Source organism: Streptomyces albofaciens JCM 4342 (assembly GCF_008634025.1).
Lineage (GTDB): Bacteria > Actinomycetota > Actinomycetes > Streptomycetales > Streptomycetaceae > Streptomyces > Streptomyces albofaciens.
This window is the reverse complement of the sequence record NZ_PDCM01000001.1, coordinates 2,284,646-2,301,716: the sequence shown is the minus strand read 5'-3', so window position 1 is coordinate 2,301,716 and position 17,071 is coordinate 2,284,646. Positions and strand designations below refer to the sequence as shown.

The 17,071-nt window shown below is 74.5% G+C and carries 16 protein-coding genes; 13 read left to right on the top strand and 3 right to left on the bottom strand.

The window, feature by feature from the left end:
* Nucleotides 1–228 precede the first annotated feature (228 nt).
* The 4 genes from CP973_RS10420 to CP973_RS10405 all read left to right on the top strand — a co-directional run bounded on the left by CP973_RS10420 (nucleotide 229) and on the right by CP973_RS10405 (nucleotide 3,184).
* Complete coding sequence (locus CP973_RS10420) at nucleotides 229–1,158, top strand: trypsin-like serine peptidase (protein ID WP_150239563.1); 930 nt, start codon at nucleotides 229–231, stop codon at nucleotides 1,156–1,158.
* Between the two features lie 77 nt (nucleotides 1,159–1,235).
* Nucleotides 1,236–1,502, top strand: coding sequence for a carboxypeptidase-like regulatory domain-containing protein (locus CP973_RS10415; protein WP_150239561.1), 267 nt, complete (start codon nucleotides 1,236–1,238; stop codon nucleotides 1,500–1,502).
* Between the two features lie 188 nt (nucleotides 1,503–1,690).
* A complete protein-coding gene (locus CP973_RS10410) occupies nucleotides 1,691–2,317 on the top strand; it encodes a rhomboid-like protein (RefSeq protein ID WP_150239559.1) in 627 nt (208 codons plus the stop codon).
* Nucleotides 2,318–2,563: 246 nt separating this feature from the next.
* The gene (locus CP973_RS10405; protein WP_208853163.1) at nucleotides 2,564–3,184 is read left to right on the top strand and encodes a winged helix-turn-helix domain-containing protein; all 621 of its coding nucleotides are present in this window, start codon (nucleotides 2,564–2,566) and stop codon (nucleotides 3,182–3,184) included.
* On the opposite strand, the gene CP973_RS10400 is transcribed toward CP973_RS10405, so the two are convergent.
* Both CP973_RS10400 and CP973_RS10395 read right to left on the bottom strand, forming a co-directional pair.
* Nucleotides 3,160–4,089, bottom strand: coding sequence for a lysophospholipid acyltransferase family protein (locus tag CP973_RS10400; RefSeq protein WP_208853162.1), 930 nt, complete (start codon nucleotides 4,087–4,089; stop codon nucleotides 3,160–3,162). The genes CP973_RS10405 and CP973_RS10400 overlap by 25 nt on opposite strands.
* Nucleotides 4,086–4,913 (bottom strand): GNAT family N-acetyltransferase, encoded by an 828-nt coding sequence (locus CP973_RS10395; protein WP_150239557.1) that lies wholly within the window; start codon nucleotides 4,911–4,913, stop codon nucleotides 4,086–4,088. The genes CP973_RS10400 and CP973_RS10395 overlap by 4 nt, the downstream gene beginning before the upstream one ends.
* 219 nt (nucleotides 4,914–5,132) lie before the next feature.
* Between CP973_RS10395 and CP973_RS10390 the strand changes: the two genes are divergently transcribed.
* From CP973_RS10390 to CP973_RS10345, 9 genes are all read left to right on the top strand, one after another.
* A complete protein-coding gene (locus CP973_RS10390; RefSeq protein ID WP_167538312.1) occupies nucleotides 5,133–6,431 on the top strand; it encodes a sensor histidine kinase in 1,299 nt (432 codons plus the stop codon).
* Entirely contained in the window at nucleotides 6,395–7,042 is a 648-nt protein-coding gene (locus CP973_RS10385) for a LuxR C-terminal-related transcriptional regulator (RefSeq protein WP_150239554.1), read from the top strand. The genes CP973_RS10390 and CP973_RS10385 overlap by 37 nt, the downstream gene beginning before the upstream one ends.
* Nucleotides 7,043–7,152: 110 nt before the next feature.
* A complete protein-coding gene (locus CP973_RS10380) occupies nucleotides 7,153–7,398 on the top strand; it encodes a DUF397 domain-containing protein (protein ID WP_150239552.1) in 246 nt (81 codons plus the stop codon).
* Between the two features lie 108 nt (nucleotides 7,399–7,506).
* Nucleotides 7,507–9,501, top strand: a complete 1,995-nt coding sequence (locus CP973_RS10375; protein WP_150239550.1) for a hypothetical protein — start codon at nucleotides 7,507–7,509, stop codon at nucleotides 9,499–9,501.
* Nucleotides 9,502–9,580: 79 nt separating this feature from the next.
* Nucleotides 9,581–10,597 (top strand): metal-dependent hydrolase, encoded by a 1,017-nt coding sequence (locus CP973_RS10370; RefSeq protein WP_244409368.1) that lies wholly within the window; start codon nucleotides 9,581–9,583, stop codon nucleotides 10,595–10,597.
* Between the two features lies 1 nt (nucleotide 10,598).
* The gene (locus CP973_RS10365) at nucleotides 10,599–11,693 is read left to right on the top strand and encodes a PDR/VanB family oxidoreductase (protein WP_150239548.1); all 1,095 of its coding nucleotides are present in this window, start codon (nucleotides 10,599–10,601) and stop codon (nucleotides 11,691–11,693) included.
* A gap of 109 nt (nucleotides 11,694–11,802) precedes the next feature.
* Entirely contained in the window at nucleotides 11,803–12,519 is a 717-nt protein-coding gene (locus CP973_RS10360; protein WP_150239547.1) for a TetR/AcrR family transcriptional regulator, read from the top strand.
* Nucleotides 12,520–13,005: 486 nt separating this feature from the next.
* Nucleotides 13,006–13,344, top strand: a complete 339-nt coding sequence (locus tag CP973_RS10350) for a hypothetical protein (protein ID WP_150239543.1) — start codon at nucleotides 13,006–13,008, stop codon at nucleotides 13,342–13,344.
* A gap of 138 nt (nucleotides 13,345–13,482) precedes the next feature.
* Entirely contained in the window at nucleotides 13,483–14,094 is a 612-nt protein-coding gene (locus CP973_RS10345; protein WP_244409366.1) for a GNAT family N-acetyltransferase, read from the top strand.
* Nucleotides 14,095–14,412: 318 nt separating this feature from the next.
* Here the strand turns inward: CP973_RS10345 and pulA are convergent, their stop codons facing one another.
* Nucleotides 14,413–17,052 (bottom strand): pullulanase-type alpha-1,6-glucosidase, encoded by a 2,640-nt coding sequence (pulA, locus tag CP973_RS10340; RefSeq protein ID WP_167538311.1) that lies wholly within the window; start codon nucleotides 17,050–17,052, stop codon nucleotides 14,413–14,415.
* Between the last annotated feature and the right edge of the window lie 19 nt (nucleotides 17,053–17,071).

Below are 17,071 nucleotides of genomic sequence, written 5' to 3'. Positions count from 1 at the left end.
CCCGTTCTCGGTGCGGAAGTTCTCCGCGGGGAGGGCGTCCCGGATTCCGGGGTCACCTCGTGCTGTTGTCGGGGCCTTTCGGGACAGATGACGTAGGAGAGGGCCATCCACAAGAATTCGGCGCATCTTGCGTTGTCCGCCCCCGGGAGACCGCAGTACAAGGAGAGGACTCCCTCCAGGAGGACTCCCACAGTGCACCGCGAGAACCGAGAGGCTCGGTGACAAGCAATGCCGATCGAGTTCCACACCGCCGTCTCGAACGAGCCCGAAGAACAGCAAGTCGTCTTCACTGCCGAGGAGTTGGCCGTTCAGCCGCCGTCCGAGGGGCCGCAGGGCGATGCGGCCAGGGCGACCGCGGACGGCCTGGAGAACGTGCGCGGCTACACCCGTCCCGAGGGCACGCCGGAGCAGCTGTGGCAGCCGCCGACCGCAGCGCTGCCGGACATCGGCGAGGCGTCCTTCGGCCCGCCCCCGGTCGCCGCCGAGACCGTGCACGGTCCGGACGACCGGGTGCAGATCACCGACACGTCCGTCTACCCGTGGCGGGTGCACTGCTCGCTGCTGATCACCGCGGCCGACAACTCCCGCTGGATCGGCACCGCCTGGTTCATCGGCCCGCACACCCTGGCCACCGCCGGGCACGTCGTCTACATCAAGAACAGCGGCGTCGCCGGGCGCGACGGCTGGGTCAAGAGCATCAACGTGATGCCGGGCCGCAACGGCAACACCCTCCCCTACGGCGTCGTGACCAGCACCAGTTTCCGCACGGTCAACGGCTGGGCCAACAACGGCGACGAGAACTACGACTACGGCGCGATCATCCTGCCCAACAACCTGGGCAACACCACCGGCTGGTTCGGCTTCGGCGTATGGTCCGACGCCGACCTGCTCAAGACGGTCGGCAACATCTCCGGCTACCCGGGCGACAAGCCGGCCGGCACGCAGTGGTACGACGCACGCGGCGTCGCCTCCGTCGGCCCGCGCAAGGTGTACTACGACATCGACACGGCGGGCGGCCAGAGCGGCAGCTCCGTCTACCACTTCTACAACGGCGGCCGGTACGGCATCGCGATCCACGCGTACGGCGGCGCGGTCACCAACTCCGGCACCCGGATCACCACGCCGGTGTACAACAACTACGTGGCGTGGAAGGCGTGACCGTACGGCAGGGTTGACGCGCCGTACGGCAGGAATGAGCGCCGTACGGCAGGAGCGATCGAACGAAAGGTCCCGGTATGGCGGTGATCTCCGGAGTCGTGGTGGACGCGGACGGCCGGGCCGTCCCGGACGCCCGGGTGTACCTCGCCACGGGCCCCGGATCCTTCCCGGACGTGGCCGCGCTCACCGACGCCGACGGGCGCTTCACCCTCTCCGCCGGCGCCGACGGCCGCTACACCGTCGAGTGCCGGTCGGAGCGGGGCGGCGGCGCGGCGCGGACCGCCGACGCCGCGGTCACCGTGCGCGGCGGCTCGGCCGAGCCGGTGGAGATCCGGCTCGGCTGAGCGGGCCCGGCTGATCCGGTCCCCACCCGGTACCGGTCCCGCCCGGTACCGGCCCCACCGGGTACCGGCCCCCAACCGACTCGGTCCGCACCCGATCCGGTCCCACCCGACCCGGCCCGCACCCGACCCGTTCCCACCCGACCCCGTCCGCCCGCTGTGACGCCTGGCCTCCAGGGATGATGGAGGGCATGAAAGCGCCCTCCGCCTACGCCCCCTGGCTCACCCCGCTGTACGTCGGCGCCGTCCAGCTCGGCGCGTACGCCACCGCGCGGATGCCCGCGCACGAGCGCGCCGAGCTGCTGCGCGCGCACTCCACCAACGTCCACAACCTGCGTGCGGGCCGCTGGCGGACGCTGGCGACCAGCGCCGTGTTCGTCGAGAGCCCGCTGCCCGTCCCGTACGGGCTCGCGCTGCTCGCGGCGCTCGGCACGGCCGAGGCGGCGTGGGGCACCCGGCGGGCGGCCGGGATGTTCGCCGCCGGGCACATCGGCGCCAGCGTGCTCGTGTACGGCGGGCTGCGGGCGGCCCGCGCGCTCTCCCACGAGTACGTCACCCCCGACACCGAGCGGGCCGTGGACGTGGGCGCGAGTTACGGCTTCTACGCCACGGTGGGCGCGCTCGCCGTGTCCGTACCGCACCGCGGAGTGCGGGCCGCGGCGACGGCGGGGCTGCTGGCGCTGGGCGCCCACCCGGTCCTGCGCCGGGAACGGGACTTCACGGACGTGGGACATCTGACGGCCCTGCTGCTGGGCATGGGCGCGGGCGCCCTGTTCAAGGCCCGCCACCGGGCCCGCGCCGGACGGCGGGACACCTGAAGGACAGAACACCGGCCGTCTGGTTGAATAGGGACATGGCCAGCCTTGACGAAACCGCGACGGGTCGCAGCGACCTCAAGCCTTTCTGGCCGTCCCGGCAGGGGCACCACTTCGACCGTCTGTGTTGCCGCGCGCACTGAGCGCGGGCCCGCACACGCCTCTACGACGCCTTTCGCGGCGTCCCCAGCCCTGCCCGCGCGCACGACGTCCACCGACGCCCCCACTGCGCGAAAGAGCTGACCGATCATGACGAACGTCCGTACCCTCACCGCCACTTCCGCGAAGTCCTCCGCCGCGCCCGCCGCCGTCTCCGCCGCGGCCTCGGCGGCCGCCGCACCCGCCACCGTGCCGGGCCGCCAGCGCCTGCGCGCCGTGGCGCCCGACGAGCTGCCACCCGTCGCCGACCTGCTCACCTCCGGCGCGACCTGGCTCCCCGCGCCGCAGCACAGCCTGCCCGCGCTGCCGGGGCAGCCGGCCATGGTCGGCTACCTCGTCCTGGTCCCGGCGGAGTCGGTACCGGCCGCGGCGGTCCCGCCGGCAGCGTCGGACGCCCCCGGCCCCGCCGTGGCCACGACCGGCGACGCGACCGTGCGCATCGACCCCGAGCAGCGGACCGCGCACGTCCACGGCCGCCCGCTGGACCTGACCTACCTCGAATTCGAGCTGCTGGCCCACCTGGTCGCGCACCCGCACCGGGTGCACACCCGCGACCAGCTGGTGACCACGGTGTGGGGGTACGGGCACGTCGGCGACGGCCGGACGGTGGACGTGCATGTGGCCCGGCTGCGCCGGAAGCTGGGCGCCGACGTGCGGTCGTCGATCGTGACCGTACGGCGCGTCGGCTACAAGTACGTACCGAGCGTCTGACCCGGCGCGGGCGCGGCGTCCGCCCGGCACGCACCCGGCGCGTACCGGACCGGCTCCCGGACGGTGCGGGAGACGGCGGCGCGGGCGAGGGCCGCCAGTGCGCGCCGGTCGTGCGCGCCGGGTCGCGGGAGCAGCGGCGGGTGCACGGTGACGCGTACGGTCAGGCCGCGCGCCCCCACCACCCGCCGTACGGAGGACAGGAATTCCTCGTCACCGAGGAAGCCCGCGACCGTGCTGGCCGTCCCCAGCTGCTCGTACGCGATGGTCACCGGCCGTACGGGGGCGCCCGCGTCCAGCGCGGCCTGGAAGGTGGCGCGGCGGAACGCGCCGTGCGCCACCGAGCACCAGGTGGTGGCCTGCGGGAACGCGGCCACCGACCGGCCGGAGCGCAGCAGGCCCGCCAAGGCGGCGACGGTCGCGGGGAGTTGGCGCGGGCTGGCGCGGTCGATGAAACGGGTGCCGGCGCGCCGGGCGAGGGTGCCGACCAGCGGCCAGTCACCGACCTCGCGCTTGGCCAGCAGGGTCACCGGCTCGACGGCGAGCAGGGCGGGGATGTCCAGCCAGGAGATGTGGTTGGCGACGACGAGGGTGCCGGGGCGGGCGGGCGGGGCGGGCGGGGCGGCCGTCCCGCAGGGCGCCGCGGCCCCCGCCCCGTACGGCACCGCGAGCCCCACCCCGTCCCGCGCCGCCTCGACCACGAGCCGTACGCCGATCGAGGCGAGCACCGCCCGCGCGTGCGCCCGCAGCCGGGCCGGTTCGGCCATCCGCTCGCCGTCCCGCAGCGCGCGGCCCGCGGCGTGCGCGAAGGCGGCGCAGCGGCGGGCGGTCTCGGTGAACGGGACCCGCGGCGCGGCGTGCGCGGCACAGCGCGGGGTGCACTCGGACCGTACCTCCCAGGTGCTCACGGCCGGCTCCCGGCCGGCACGTCCCGCCGCGACGCGTCCTGTCCGGCCTGCCCGTCTCCCAGGAAGAACCGCCGGTACCGGTCGTTGAGCCGCTCCATGTCCAGCAGCACGAAGAAGTCCGCCACGTCGAACTCCGGGTCGTGGGCGGGCGGCCCGCACACCCAGGCGCCGATCCGCAGGTAGCCGCGGAGCAGCGGCGGCAGCAGCGACGGGGTCGGGCGGGCGTCCGGTCCCGGACCGGCGGGCCGCCACGGGTGGTGCGGGGTGACGCGCAGGCCGGGCGGCGCGGCGTGCCGGGTGCGGCCCAGCTCCCACGCGGCGGCCGCGGCCACGCCCCCGTCACCCAGCGGTACGGAGGCGCAGCCCGCCAGGTAGCGGTGGCCGGAGAGCAGGGTGTAGCGGGCCAGCGCGGCCCACATGAGGTTGATGACGGCGCCGCTGCGGTGCTCGGCGTGCACACAGGACCGTCCCGCCTCGATGAGGGAGGGGCGCAGCCCGGCCAGTGCCGAGAGGTCGAACTCGCCGTCCGAGTAGAGGCGTCCGGTACGGCCGGGCGGCAGCAGCCGGTAGGTGCCGACCACGTCGCCGGTCGCGGTCTCGGTGACGATCAGGTGGTCCGCGAGGGCGTCGACGGGGTCGATGTCGTGGCCCGCCAGGGGCGTGTGCAAGGTGGCGCCCAGCTCCTCGGCGAAGACCCGGTGGCGCAGGCGCTGGGCGGCGCGTATCCGGTCCGGCGTGTCGGCGATCGAGGTCGCGTAGGGGGTGGCGGTGGCGGGCGGGGCGGTGGCGGACACGGTCGCTGGCACGGTCGCGGGGACGCTCATGGGGCTCTCCGTCCGGAGGTCGAGACGTGGTGAGGCCGGCGGGAAACGCGTACGGAAGAAGCCGGCGGCCACCGGGGACCCCGGCCCTGGGGCACGCCCCGGGGGTGGTGCCGGGTACACCCCCTTTCCGGGGGCGCGACCCAGTGGCCTGGACTTCTCTTCCAGGCAGACTGTTCCCGCGCCCGACGTCCGGGCGCGTGAAGGAGAGGGAGCGTACGGATGAGGGTCCGCCGAACACTGGTCGCCGGGGCACGAGGCCTCTGGCTCGGCTGTCTGTCGCTCGTGGGCTCGGTCGCCCTCTTCTGCCTCACCGTCCTCTCGCTCGCCTCGCTGCCGCTCGGGCTGGGCTGGCTGACCCTCCCGCCCCTCGTCCTGCTGACCCGGCGCTACGCCGACCAGCGGCGGCGGTGGGCGCACGACTGGGCCGGGCTCCGCATACCGGACGACCACCGTCCGCTCCCCGCCCGGCAGCCCGGTCTGCCCGGCATCGCCCAGCACTGCTACCACCTGCTGCGCGACCCGGCCACCTGGCGGGAACTGGTGTGGCTGGGGCTCGACATGACGGTCGGCGCCCTCACGGCACTCCTGCCGGGCCTGCTCATCGTGTTCGGCGTCGAGGGGTTCGTCTTTCCGGTGCTGATCTGGAACGGCGTGGTGCCCGACAGCCAGCTGTACGGATTCCTGCGCGCCTCGGACCCGACGCAGGTGGCCCTGATGCCGGTGCTGGGCGCGGCGGTGCTCGCCGCCTGCGTCTTCACGCCGAGGCCGCTCGCCGTGCACTTCCGGCTCGCGGCGGCGTTCCTCACCCCGCCCAAGGCCGAGCTGGCCGCCCGGGTGGCGCGGCTCACCGAGACCCGGCACGACGCGGTGGACGCCTCCGCCGCCGAACTGCGCCGCATCGAGCGGGACCTGCACGACGGCGCGCAGGCCCGGCTGGTCGCGATGGGCATGGACCTGGGCACCATCGAGGCCCTGATCGAACGCGACCCGGCCAAGGCCAAGGAGCTGGTCTCCCGCGCCCGTACGTCCTCGGCGCAGGCCCTGACCGAACTGCGCGACCTGGTGCGCGGCATCCATCCCCCGGTGCTCGCCGAACGCGGCCTGGACGACGCCGTACGGGCGCTGGCCCTGCGGATGCCGCTGCCGGTGGAGGTGACCGGGCGGCTGCCGGGCCGCCTGGAGGCGCCGGTGGAGTCGGCCGCGTACTTCTCCGTGAGCGAGCTGCTCACCAACGCCGTGAAGCACGCGGACGCGGCGCGGGTGTGGGTGGACGTGGAGTACGCCGACGGGCGGCTGCGGGTCAGCGTCGGCGACGACGGCCGCGGCGGTGTGGTCCTGCCAGCGGACGGCACGAGCGGGTCCGCCGGCGGCGGTGCCCGGTCCGGCCTGCGCGGCCTCGAACGCCGACTCGGTACATTCGACGGCATCCTGGCCGTCAGCAGCCCCGTCGGCGGCCCCACCCTGGTCACGCTGGAGATCCCGTGCGCGTTGTGCTCGCCGAAGACCTCTTCCTCCTGAGGGACGGGCTCATACGGATGCTGGAGGCGTTCGACTTCGAGATCGCCGCCGCCGTCGACAACGGGCCCGATCTGGCGCGGGCGCTGGAGGAGGAGCGGCCGGACGTGGCGGTGGTCGACGTACGGCTGCCGCCCACCCTCACGGACGAGGGCCTGCAGTGCGCACTCGCCGCCCGCCGCGCCCGGCCCGGCCTGCCGGTCCTGGTCCTCTCCCAGCACGTGGAGCAGCTGTACGCGCGCGAACTGCTCGCCGACGGCACCGGCGGCGTCGGCTACCTGCTCAAGGACCGGGTCTTCGACGCCGAGCAGTTCATCGACGCGGTACGGCGGGTGGCGGCGGGCGGCACGGCCATGGACCCGCAGGTGATCGCCCAGCTGCTGTCCCGCCGGTCCCGGGACCGCCCGCTGGCCCGGCTGACACCGCGCGAGACCGAGGTGCTGGAGCTGATGGCCGAAGGCCGCTCGAACACCGCCATCGCGAGCAAGCTCGTCGTCACCGAACGGGCCGTCGCCAAACACACCTCCAACATCTTCGGGAAGCTGCAACTCCCGCCGTCCGACGACGACAACCGGCGGGTGCTGGCGGTGCTGGCGTATCTGGACCGGGGGTAGGGCGGCGCGCGTACCACACCTCACGGCACCGCTGGTAGCCGCCGCGGCCACCGCGTACGCTGACGATCCGTACGCAGAACCGTACGGACCGCGAGCGAGGAGTTCACCGTATGAGTGCCGCAGCTGAGAAGGAGTGGCTCTACGCCCTCGACATCTCCGACGCCACCTGGCAGCGGGCCCCCGGCGAGTCCGAGGAGGCGGTGGAGATCGCCTTCCTGGAGCAGGGCGCGGTGGCCATGCGGAATTCGAAGGAACCGGACGTGGTGCTGCGGTACACCGAGGCGGAGTGGCGCGCGTTCGTCCTGGGCGCCCGGGACGGCGAGTTCGATCTCGACCGCCACCTGCCCTCGGAGTAGCCGCGCGTTCCCGTACGGCGGCGAGCGACGCCCCGCCGCCGTACGGAGTGCCTCGTCCGGGGACGGCGGACGAGGTGACCATCCCAGGAATCACTCGTTTCACCGAACGTGGAGCAGCAGCAGGCAACAGCACCCCGCCCGGACAGCCCCGGCGCCGGTGACGGCCCGGCCGTCTTCGTCGGCGTCGGCCAGGCCGAGGCCGCCCTCGTCGAGCACTACCCGCGGTTGACGCGCCTCGCCTACCTGGTGCTGCCGCCGGCACTGGGACGCAGCCGCCGCGTCCTGACGGCGCATTCGATCGTCCAGCGCGCGCTGCCGCGCCAGGACTCCCGCACTCCGCTCCCCCTCCTGCCGTCCCAGCGACGCTCCGGCCACCCGGCCCCCGACCCGGGCTACGCGTTCGTCCGGCTGCGGACGCTGCGCTCCGCCCTGGCCGCCGAACGGCCCCGGCTGCGCCTTCCGTTGGCGCGCCGCTCCGTGCCCGTGCCCACCCTTCCGCCGCTGCTGCCGCGGGTCTGGGGGCTGCGGCTGTTCCCGCGGGCCGGCGGCGCGGACGAACTCGCCCTGGACCGGACCCTGTCGGCGCTCTCCGGACCGGCCCGCGCGGCGTATGTGCTGCGCGCCCTGGAGGGGCTGGGCGACGCGGACGTGTGCGCGGTCCTGGAGGAGGCCGGGGCGCAGGACGCGCCCGGCGCGCTCGCCGAGGCGGCGGGGGCGCCGCCGCCCGCGGGCAGCCGGGACCGCTCGCTGCTGGAGTCCGCCGAATTCGACCCCTGCTCGCTCCAGGCCCGGCCCACCGACCTCATGCGGCGCCGCCAGCACACCCGCGCGGTGCTGGCGGCCGGGGCGGCGGTGCTGGTGTGCGGTGCGCTGCTGGGGCTGCCGGGCGGCGGTTGGGGCCCCGATGGCGCCGCGGCTCCCCCGTACGCCCAGAACGCGGCGGCCCAGGCCGCCCTCGACCCCGCCAAGGTGACGCGGGCCCCCGCCGGGGCCTGGCGGAACGCGACACGGCGGGGTCTTGCGGCCTGGCCCGCCCGCGGCGACCGCACGCACGACCGGGCGCTGCTGCGGCGCGCCCTGGCCGTGTGGGCCAGGCCCGGCCCGGACGTGCGGGTCTCCGCCACCCCGGGCACCGCCAAGGGCCCCGCGGCCGGTCCGCCACAGCTGCTCTACGCGGGCGTGGTGGACCGGTCCGCGGTGGTGGTGCTGTACGACGGGCTGCGCGTGGTGCGCTATGCCGAGCCGGCGGACGGCGCGGGTGAGCGGAGCGAGGGCGGCCCCGGCGCGGCGCTGGACTTCGCCCGCACGGACGGGGCCGACGACGTCTCCGCCCCGGCCCTGGTCCTCAACCGCGCGGACAGCAACGTCCGCTACCTGACCGCCCCCTGGATCGACCGCGCGGACCTGGCCGACCTCCTGAAGCCCACCGACGGCCCCCAGCCGCTGCACCTCGACGGCGGCACGACCGGCCCCGTACCGTCCCCCGCCCAGGCCACCGCCTGCGCCGCCTGGCAGGCCCTGCGCATGGACGGCCACCTCTTCACCGACCTGGGCGAACTGCTCCCGGCCCGCCTGACGTACGGCGCACCGGACCGGCCCGGCGACCCGTCCGGACCGCAGGCGCGCGCCGCCTGGGCCCGTACGGCATGCCATCTCGGCGGGCTGCGCGGCCAGGGCGTACGGGCCGTCAACACCTGGGAGTTCGCCCGCGGTCCCCTGCCCGCCGGCGGCGGCACCGCCGCATGGCTGTGCACCCGCGCCGAAACCTGGCGCGGCCCCGGCGCCCGCACCTTCACCCAGATCCAGACCCCCGGCAAGGCGGGGCGGGCCGACGCACCGGGCACGGTCGTGGCCCGCTCCGAAGGCGGCCCCGGCTGCGGCCCGCGCGAGCCGTGGGTGCTGGCCGGTGTGCTGTGGAAGGCGCAGGGCGGCCGGTGGTGGCTGGTGGCCGCGGGCAGCGAACAGCTCACGGAGATCACCGCGCGGGGCGGGGTGACGGGCCGCGCGGCCGGGCCGCTGCTCGCCGTACCGGCCGCCGCGGGTGCCCAGGCCGAGCTGTCGGCACGGCTGCCGGGCGGGGCGCGGGTGTCGGGGCTGCGGTAGCGGGCGATCCGTGAAGGGCTGCGGCAATTCCCCGTCGTGACCCTGTTGCCCATGCCGTACTCACCAGTACATTGACGCCATGTCTAATACGGCCTCGTTGCGGCCCCGGCCGGTCGCGTCCGAGCACACCCCGCTGAAGCCCCGCAACGTCGCCTTCGACTGGGCGGACACCCCGTTGCACTGGATTCCCGGTGACCCGGACAGCACCCACACGATCAATGTGCTGCACCTGCTGCTGCCCGCCGGTGAACGGTGGTTCGTGCACGTCTACAAGCAGGTCCTGCCGCAGATCCGCGACGCGCGGCTGCGGGAGGACGTGCTCGGCTTCATCGGGCAGGAGGCGATGCACTCGCAGGCGCACGACGACGTGCTGCCGCATCTCAAGCGGCTCGGGCTCGACCCCACCCCGTACACCGCGCAGGTGGACTGGCTCTTCGAGAAGCTGCTCGGGGACCGTCCCCCATTGCGCAACGCGTGGGCGGTGTCCCCATCGCCACCGGGCCGGGCGCGCCAGTGGTGGCTGATGGAGCGGGTCGCGACGATCGCCGCGATCGAGCACTACACCGCGTTCCTCGGGGACTGGGTGCTCAACGCCGGGGCGCTGGACGCGCGGGGCGCCGATCCGACGATGCTGGACCTGCTGCGGTGGCACGGCGCGGAGGAGGTCGAGCACCGCTCGGTGGCCTTCGACCTGTTCATGCACGTGGACGGCGGCTACCGGCGGCGGGTGCGGACCTGGGCCACCGCCTTCACCGCGCTGGTCTTCCTCTGGCAGCGCGGCGTCCGCTTCTTCATGGCGAACGACCCGACGCTCCCGGACGGCCGGGCCGGCTTCCGGAAGTACGCGCGGGGCGCGCGGCAGGGCGTGCTGCCCACCCCGGGCGCGATGGCCCGTTCCATCCCGCAGTACCTGAGCCGCTCCTACCACCCGTCGCGGTACGGCAGCACCGCGCAGGCCGCCGCCTACCTCGCGAAGTCGCCGGCCGCGACCGCCGCGGCCGCCACGTCCACCGCGACCGCCACATCCACCGCCGAGGCGCACCCGACGCACAGCTCCCGCCCGACGCAGCACACCCGCCCGACAGGAGCCGCCTGAGATGCCGTCCCTCCCCCGCATACCCACGGTCCTGGTCGCCGCCGGAACCGCGCTGGTCGTCCGGCGGGCGCTGCGGCGGCGCATCGGCCGGTCGCCGCTGTGGCCGATGCCCGCCCTGGAGCACCCCGTCTCCGGCCGGACCCGGGACCGTTCCGGCCCCCGGCAACTGCTGGTCGTGGAGCGCGCCGAGGAGGCCGAGGGCGTCGTACGGCTGCGCCTGGAGGGCGACGGCCTGCCGGGCTGGGAGCCGGGCGCGCACGTGGACCTGGTGCTGCCGTCCGGCGCCGTACGCCAGTACTCGCTGTGCGGCGACCCCGCCGACACCGGCTCGTACACGATCGCGACGCGCCTGATCGAGGACGGCCGGGGCGGCTCGCGGGAGGTGCACGAGCAGCTGCACGAGGGCACGGTGGTCGAGGTGCGCGGGCCGCGCAACCGCTTCCGGCTGGAGGAGTGCCACGCCTACCTCTTCATCGCGGGCGGCATCGGCATCACCCCGATCCTGCCGATGCTCCGGCAGGCCGAGTCCGAGGGCGTGCCCTGGCGGCTGGTGTACGGCGGGCGGACGCGGGCGTCGATGCCGTTCCTGGCGGAGATCGAGAAGCTGGCGGGCGCCGCGTCGGACCGGGTGACGGTGGTCTCCGAGGACGAGAACGGCCTGCCCGACCTGGCCGCCGCGCTCGCCGACGCGCCGCCGCACGCCGCCGTGTACTGCTGCGGCCCCGACCCGCTGATGGACGCCGTCGCCGCGCTGCTGCCGCACGGCGCGCGCGGACTGACCCTGCACACCGAGCGGTTCGCGCCCGCTGCCGCCGTGCCGGCCGGGGAGAACGCGGAGTTCGAGGTCGAGCTGCGGCGTACCGGCCGTACGGTCACCGTCCCCGCGGACCGCAGCGTCCTGCGCGCCATCCGCGACCAGGCGCTGCCCGACCTGCCGTACTCCTGCGAGCAGGGCTTCTGCGGCACCTGCCAGCAGCGGGTGCTCGCCGGGGAGGTGGACCACCGCGACGACCTGCTCACCGACGCCGAGCGCGACGACTCGCTGCTGATCTGTGTCTCGCGGGCCCGGGGGGAGCGGCTGGTGCTGGATCTCTGAAGGCCGCGGAAAGCGGGTGGTGCCCGGCCTCCGGCCGCTCCGCGGAGACCGCTGTCCGCTCTCCGGTCACTCGATTCCGCGGTGCCGCCCCGGTCGCTAGGGTGTTCGCATGACCAACGGGGCGCGCCGCAGGATGGGTGTCGAGGAACGACGCGAGCAGCTGATCGCCGTGGCGCTCGACCTGTTCAGTCACCGGGCCCCGGAAGAGGTCTCGATCGACGAGATCGCGGAGGCGGCCGGCATCTCCCGGCCGCTGGTCTACCACTACTTCCCGGGCAAGCAGAGCCTGTACGAGGCGGCGCTGCGCCGGGCGGCCGACGAACTGGCCGCCCGGTTCGTCGAGCCGCACGAGGGGCCGCTCGGCGCCCGGCTGCTGCGCGTGATGGAGCGTTTCTTCGACTTCGTCGAGGAGCACGGCCCCGGTTTCTCCGCGCTGATGCGCGGCGGGCCGTCGATCGGCGCGATGGAGGCGGCGGGCTCGGGCCGGGCGCGCGCGATGATCGACGGGGTGCGCCAGGCCGCGTACGAGCAGATCCTCGCCCACCTCGGGGTGACCGGCCCGGCGCCGCGGATGGAGCTGGTGGTCCGCTCCTGGATATCGCTCGCCGAGACCACGGCGCTGATCTGGCTCGACAGCCGCGCCATTCCGCGCGGCGAGCTGGAACGGCAGCTGGTGCACGACTTCGCGGCGCTGGCGGCGGTGAGTGCCGCGTACGACGAGGAGATGGCGGACATCCTGGGCCGCGTCCTGGCCGGTGAGCCGTCCGACGGCCCGTTCGGCGACCTGCTGACGCGGCTGGTGGCGCTGGCGCCGCAGCCGACGTGAGGCGCCGCGGCCGGGGACGGAGGCACACCGCCCGCGGCCGGGGACGGAGGCACACCGCCCGCGGCCGGTTCTGCCATCGGCTCCCGTTTACGGGGCGACGCCGGGGCACAGGTGACGGCCTCCCCGGTACCGCGGCTGATCACAAGACGGCGGGTGCGCCAGTTTTACCGGCCGGACGCGTCGGCCGGTGGCCGGGGCCCGACTGCCGGGTGCGCCCGGCGGAAAGGTTCCTGCGCCGGACCGGGCCGCCGCCCGCCGGCCCGGACCCCGCTCTCCGGCGCCCCAGCCGAAACAGCGCCCCCTCCCGCGCGGCCAGCCCCCGCCGTACCGTCCCGGACGACCGCGAACGGCCGCGAACTCGTCTCCCGCACCGGCAGAAACAGAGCGAACCAGTCGGCGTTATCGCCCCTGAGGTCCCCACGGTCCGCAGCACTACCTTGGCTGACGGCCCGGGGAAGGGCCCCGGGCCGAAGCGAGGGGGCAGACATGGCGAACGCGGACTTCCAGCCCAGGACGTTCATCCGCCGCAACCAGGCGTGGACGTCCGGTAACGGCGAAACCCTGCTGCGCCTCCAGGAGGACGGCAACTTCGTCGCGTACCGCGACGGCAAGGCGTCCTGGCAGGCGGACGGCGTCTACCCGAACGGCGACACGGCCGCCTTCGAGATGGACGGCGACCTGGTCGTCTACGACTCCTCCGGCCGGCAGATCTGGCACTCCGACACCGGCGGGAACCACGGCGCGAAGCTCTCCGTGCAGGACGACGGCAACATCGTCATCTACAACGCCAGTGACAAGCCGATCTGGGCGACCAACACGGCCTGAGCCACGGGGCGGGCGCCGGTCTGCGCAGCGAACGCTTTCCGGCCCTGCCCCCACCGGCCGTCACACCCCGGACCGCGGCGTTCCGGCCCGGCCCGGGACCGGCTGCCGGTCCTTGCTCCCCTGCGGCACAATCCGCGCATGGACATGATCAGTTACCGGCTCGCCGAGGACACCGATGCCGACGTGGCCGCCCTCGTCGCCCTCTACGACGGCGCCGCCCGCTGGATGCAGAGCCGCGGCATCGACCAGTGGGCGCCGGGCGAACGGGACGCCGCGCACTTCCGGCTCCACATCAAGCAGGACGAGGTGTGGTTCGCGGAGCTGCGCGGGGAGATCGTCGGCGCGTGGGAACTGTGGTGGGAGGACCTGCCCGCGTGGGGTCCGCAGCCGCCCGTGGCGGGCTATCTGCACCGCCTGATGGTCGACCACGACCGGGCCCCGGCGGGTACCGGCCGCGCGATGCTGGCCCGCGCGGAGCGGCGGATCGCCGCGGAGGGCCGTCCGCTGAGCCGCCTCGACTGCAAGTCGAGCAATCCGCGCCTGCGCCCGTACTACGAGAGCGCGGGCTACCGCGCCGTCGGCGAGCAGCCGGCGAAGGTGGGCTCGGACGGCAGCAGGTACACCGTCACGCTGTTGGAGAAGCGGCTGCCCGGAGCAGACGCGGCCCACGGCGCGGAACCGGGCCCGGACCAGGGCGCGAAGCCGGGCCCGGACCAGAGCGCTGAACCGGGCCCGGACCAGGGCGTATAGGGGGTACACACCCGGCGCGCAACCGGCGCACAGCACCGGCGCGCGACTCGGCGCCGCACAACCAGAACGAGTTGTACGGGCCATTGTCCGGCGCGGACAGCCCTTTCGGACAATCCCCCGAGCCGGGAAAGTGGATGTCACCGGGGCCTGCGGGTCAAGGGATCACGGGGGCCCATGGAGTCCGCTCCGGCGGACGATGGGGGAACCATGGGAGAGATCCACGGGGGAAACCAGGCCCCGGAGCCGCCTACGGCGGATGGGCCGTTCATGGGCAGGGCGGCCCATGAACGGCCCCACCAACAGCGTCGAGCGCACCCCCTACCGCGCCGCGAACACCGCCACCGTCCGCCCCGGCACCGCGAACGTCCCGGTCCGCTTCTCGTACGACGCGGTCTTGACCACCGGGTCGGCGCCGCGCGCCTGGACGCTGTGCAGCCCGTACCGCTGTCCCGCCAGCGCCGGGACCCGCTGGACCTGCCGCTGCGGCGTCGCGTTGAAGACCACGACCAGCTTGCCCAGCCGCATGGTCACCACGCCCGGCGTCTCGGCCGTCCCCGACAGCGGGAAGGACAGCGCCTCCTGCACGGCACCGGCACTGTCCAGGCCGAATACCGGCTCCGCGGCATGGATGCGGAGCAGGTCCCGGTATGCCGCGGAAGCGGCGGTGATCTCCGCGCAGCCGGGTCGCAGGGCCGGGTCGGCGAGCAGCGGCCGGGCGTACGGCCACTTGTCCTTGTTGTCGGCGGCGGGCGGCAGGCCGCGCCCGAAGCCGTTGCCGTCGCGGCAGTCCCAGTGCAGCGCGTTGAACCAGTCGCCACTGTCGTGGGAGTTGCGGTCCAGGGACTTGGACCGGAGCAGATCGCTCCCCGCCTGTGCGAGGGCCGGGCCCTGCGAGAGCGCCGCGACGCCCATGGCCACGGCCTGCATCCGGGCCCGGTCGGCGGCGGAGGTGCCCTGCGGGAGCTTGTAGGCGAGGGCGTCGTACAGCGTCTCGTTGTCGTGGGCGTCGGCGTACGCGAGGGCGTCGCCGGGCGCCGCGGCGTACCCGGCGGGCGCGCCGTTGTAGTCGACCTGCGAGCCCTTGACCGTACGGCCCGAGGTGTCCGTGAAGGTGTAGTCGGCGAGGTTGCCGGTCAGCCCGACCTTGATCAGGTCCTGGTAGTGCAGCAGGCGGGCGCGCTGGTCGGCCGGGGTGCCGTTGGCGGGCGAGGGGTTGGGGGCCGTGTAGAGGCCGGAGCCGAAGCCCTGGACGCGCGGGTCCGGGTCGAAGGGCCCGCCGCCGCGCACCGCGTCGCGCGAGCGGTCGTTGAAGGTGGCGATGCCGGTGCCCGCCATGTTCCGCTGTGTGGCCTGCACGAAGCGCGCGTCGTTCGCGACCTCGCCGAAGTTCCAGCCTTCTCCGTAGAGGATGATCGCCTTTCCGTCCACGCCGTCCTCGGCGACGGTCAGCGCGTCCAGCGCCTTGCGCACGGCCAGGATGTTGGCCTTCGGGTGGTGGCCCATCAGGTCGAACCGGAAGCCGTCGACCTTGTACTGCTTCGCCCAGGTGACGATCGAGTCGACCACGAGCCGCCCCATCATCAGGTGCTCGGGCGCGGTGTTCGCACAGCAGGTGGAGGTGGCCACGGAGCCGTCGTCCAGCAGCCGGTGGTAGTAGCCGGGCACGATCCGGTCGAGCACGGACAGCGCGCTCTGCCCGCTGGCGGCGGTGTGGTTGTAGACCACGTCCATGACCGTACGCAGCCCGGCCCCGTTCAGCCCCTGCACCATGCGCCGGAATTCCACGGTCCGCGCGCGCGGTGAGTCGGGGTCGGAGGCGTACGAGCCTTCCGGCACGGTGTAGTGGAACGGGTCGTACCCCCAGTTGTAGGCGTCGCGCGCGGCGGCCTCGCCCACACACTCCTGCTGCCGCTCGGAGTCGGCGGGCAGTGCCTCCAGGTCGCAGTCGGGGCGGGCCTGGTCGGCGCGCCGCTCCGGGATGGTCGCGATGTCGAAGGCGGGCAGCAGGTGGACGTACGAGGTTCCCGCGTCCGCGAGCGCCTTCAGGTGACGCATTCCGTCCGAACGGCGATCGGTGAAGGCCAGGTACTGACCGGGATGGTGCGAGGTGCGGTCCGCGATCGAGAAATCCCGGATGTGCAGCTCCTGTATGCGGGCCCGGTTCAGCGGCACCGCGGCGGGTTTCCTCAGCCTCGCCCACCCCTTCGGCGCGAGGCGCGGGTCGGTGAGGTCGACGACTACGCTGCGCCGCGAGTCGGCGGTCAGGGCGGTCGCGTACGGATCGGTGACCTTGTTCGTGACGAAGCGGCCGACGCTGGGCGCCCAGACGGTCACGACGTACCGGTACGGCTTGCCCGCCCAGCCCCGCGCGCCCCGCACCTGCCACACGCCACTGGCATCGTCCCGCCGCATCGGCACCGTCCGCCCGTCGAGTTCCAGCGCGACGGTGCGGGCGGTCGGCGCCCAGACGGCGAGCGTGGGACGGCCGCGCCGGAAGACCGGGCCGAGCGGCACCTTGGCGGCGGCCGGCCCGTACAGGTCGTCCAGTACGCCGGGGATCTGCACGCCGGTGCTGACGCGCCGCCCGTCCGCGTCCGGCTGCACGGCGACGAGCCGTTCCCGCAGCGCGGCGGCCGCGAGCCGCTGGTCACGCGGATCGACGGCGAAGGCCGGGAAGTCCTTCAGGTGCGGATACGCTGCCCGCTCGGCGGGGCTGAGCGCGGCGGGCGCAAGACGTATCAGCCCTCGCCGCTCCCCCTCCCCCTCCGCCCCGAACTCCAGCTGGGCGGCCGCGTGCCGGGCGCCCTTCCACACCACGGTGTCGCGGTCGATCCACTGAGCCGCCGCCGGGGCGGGAGCCGGTGGCGGTGCGGCGTTCGCGGAGAGCGGGGCGGGCAGGACCGCCGCGCACAGGGCCATGGCCACGGCTGTGACGGTACGGCGGAGGGTGCGCCTCACGTAAGGACTCCTTCAGGAC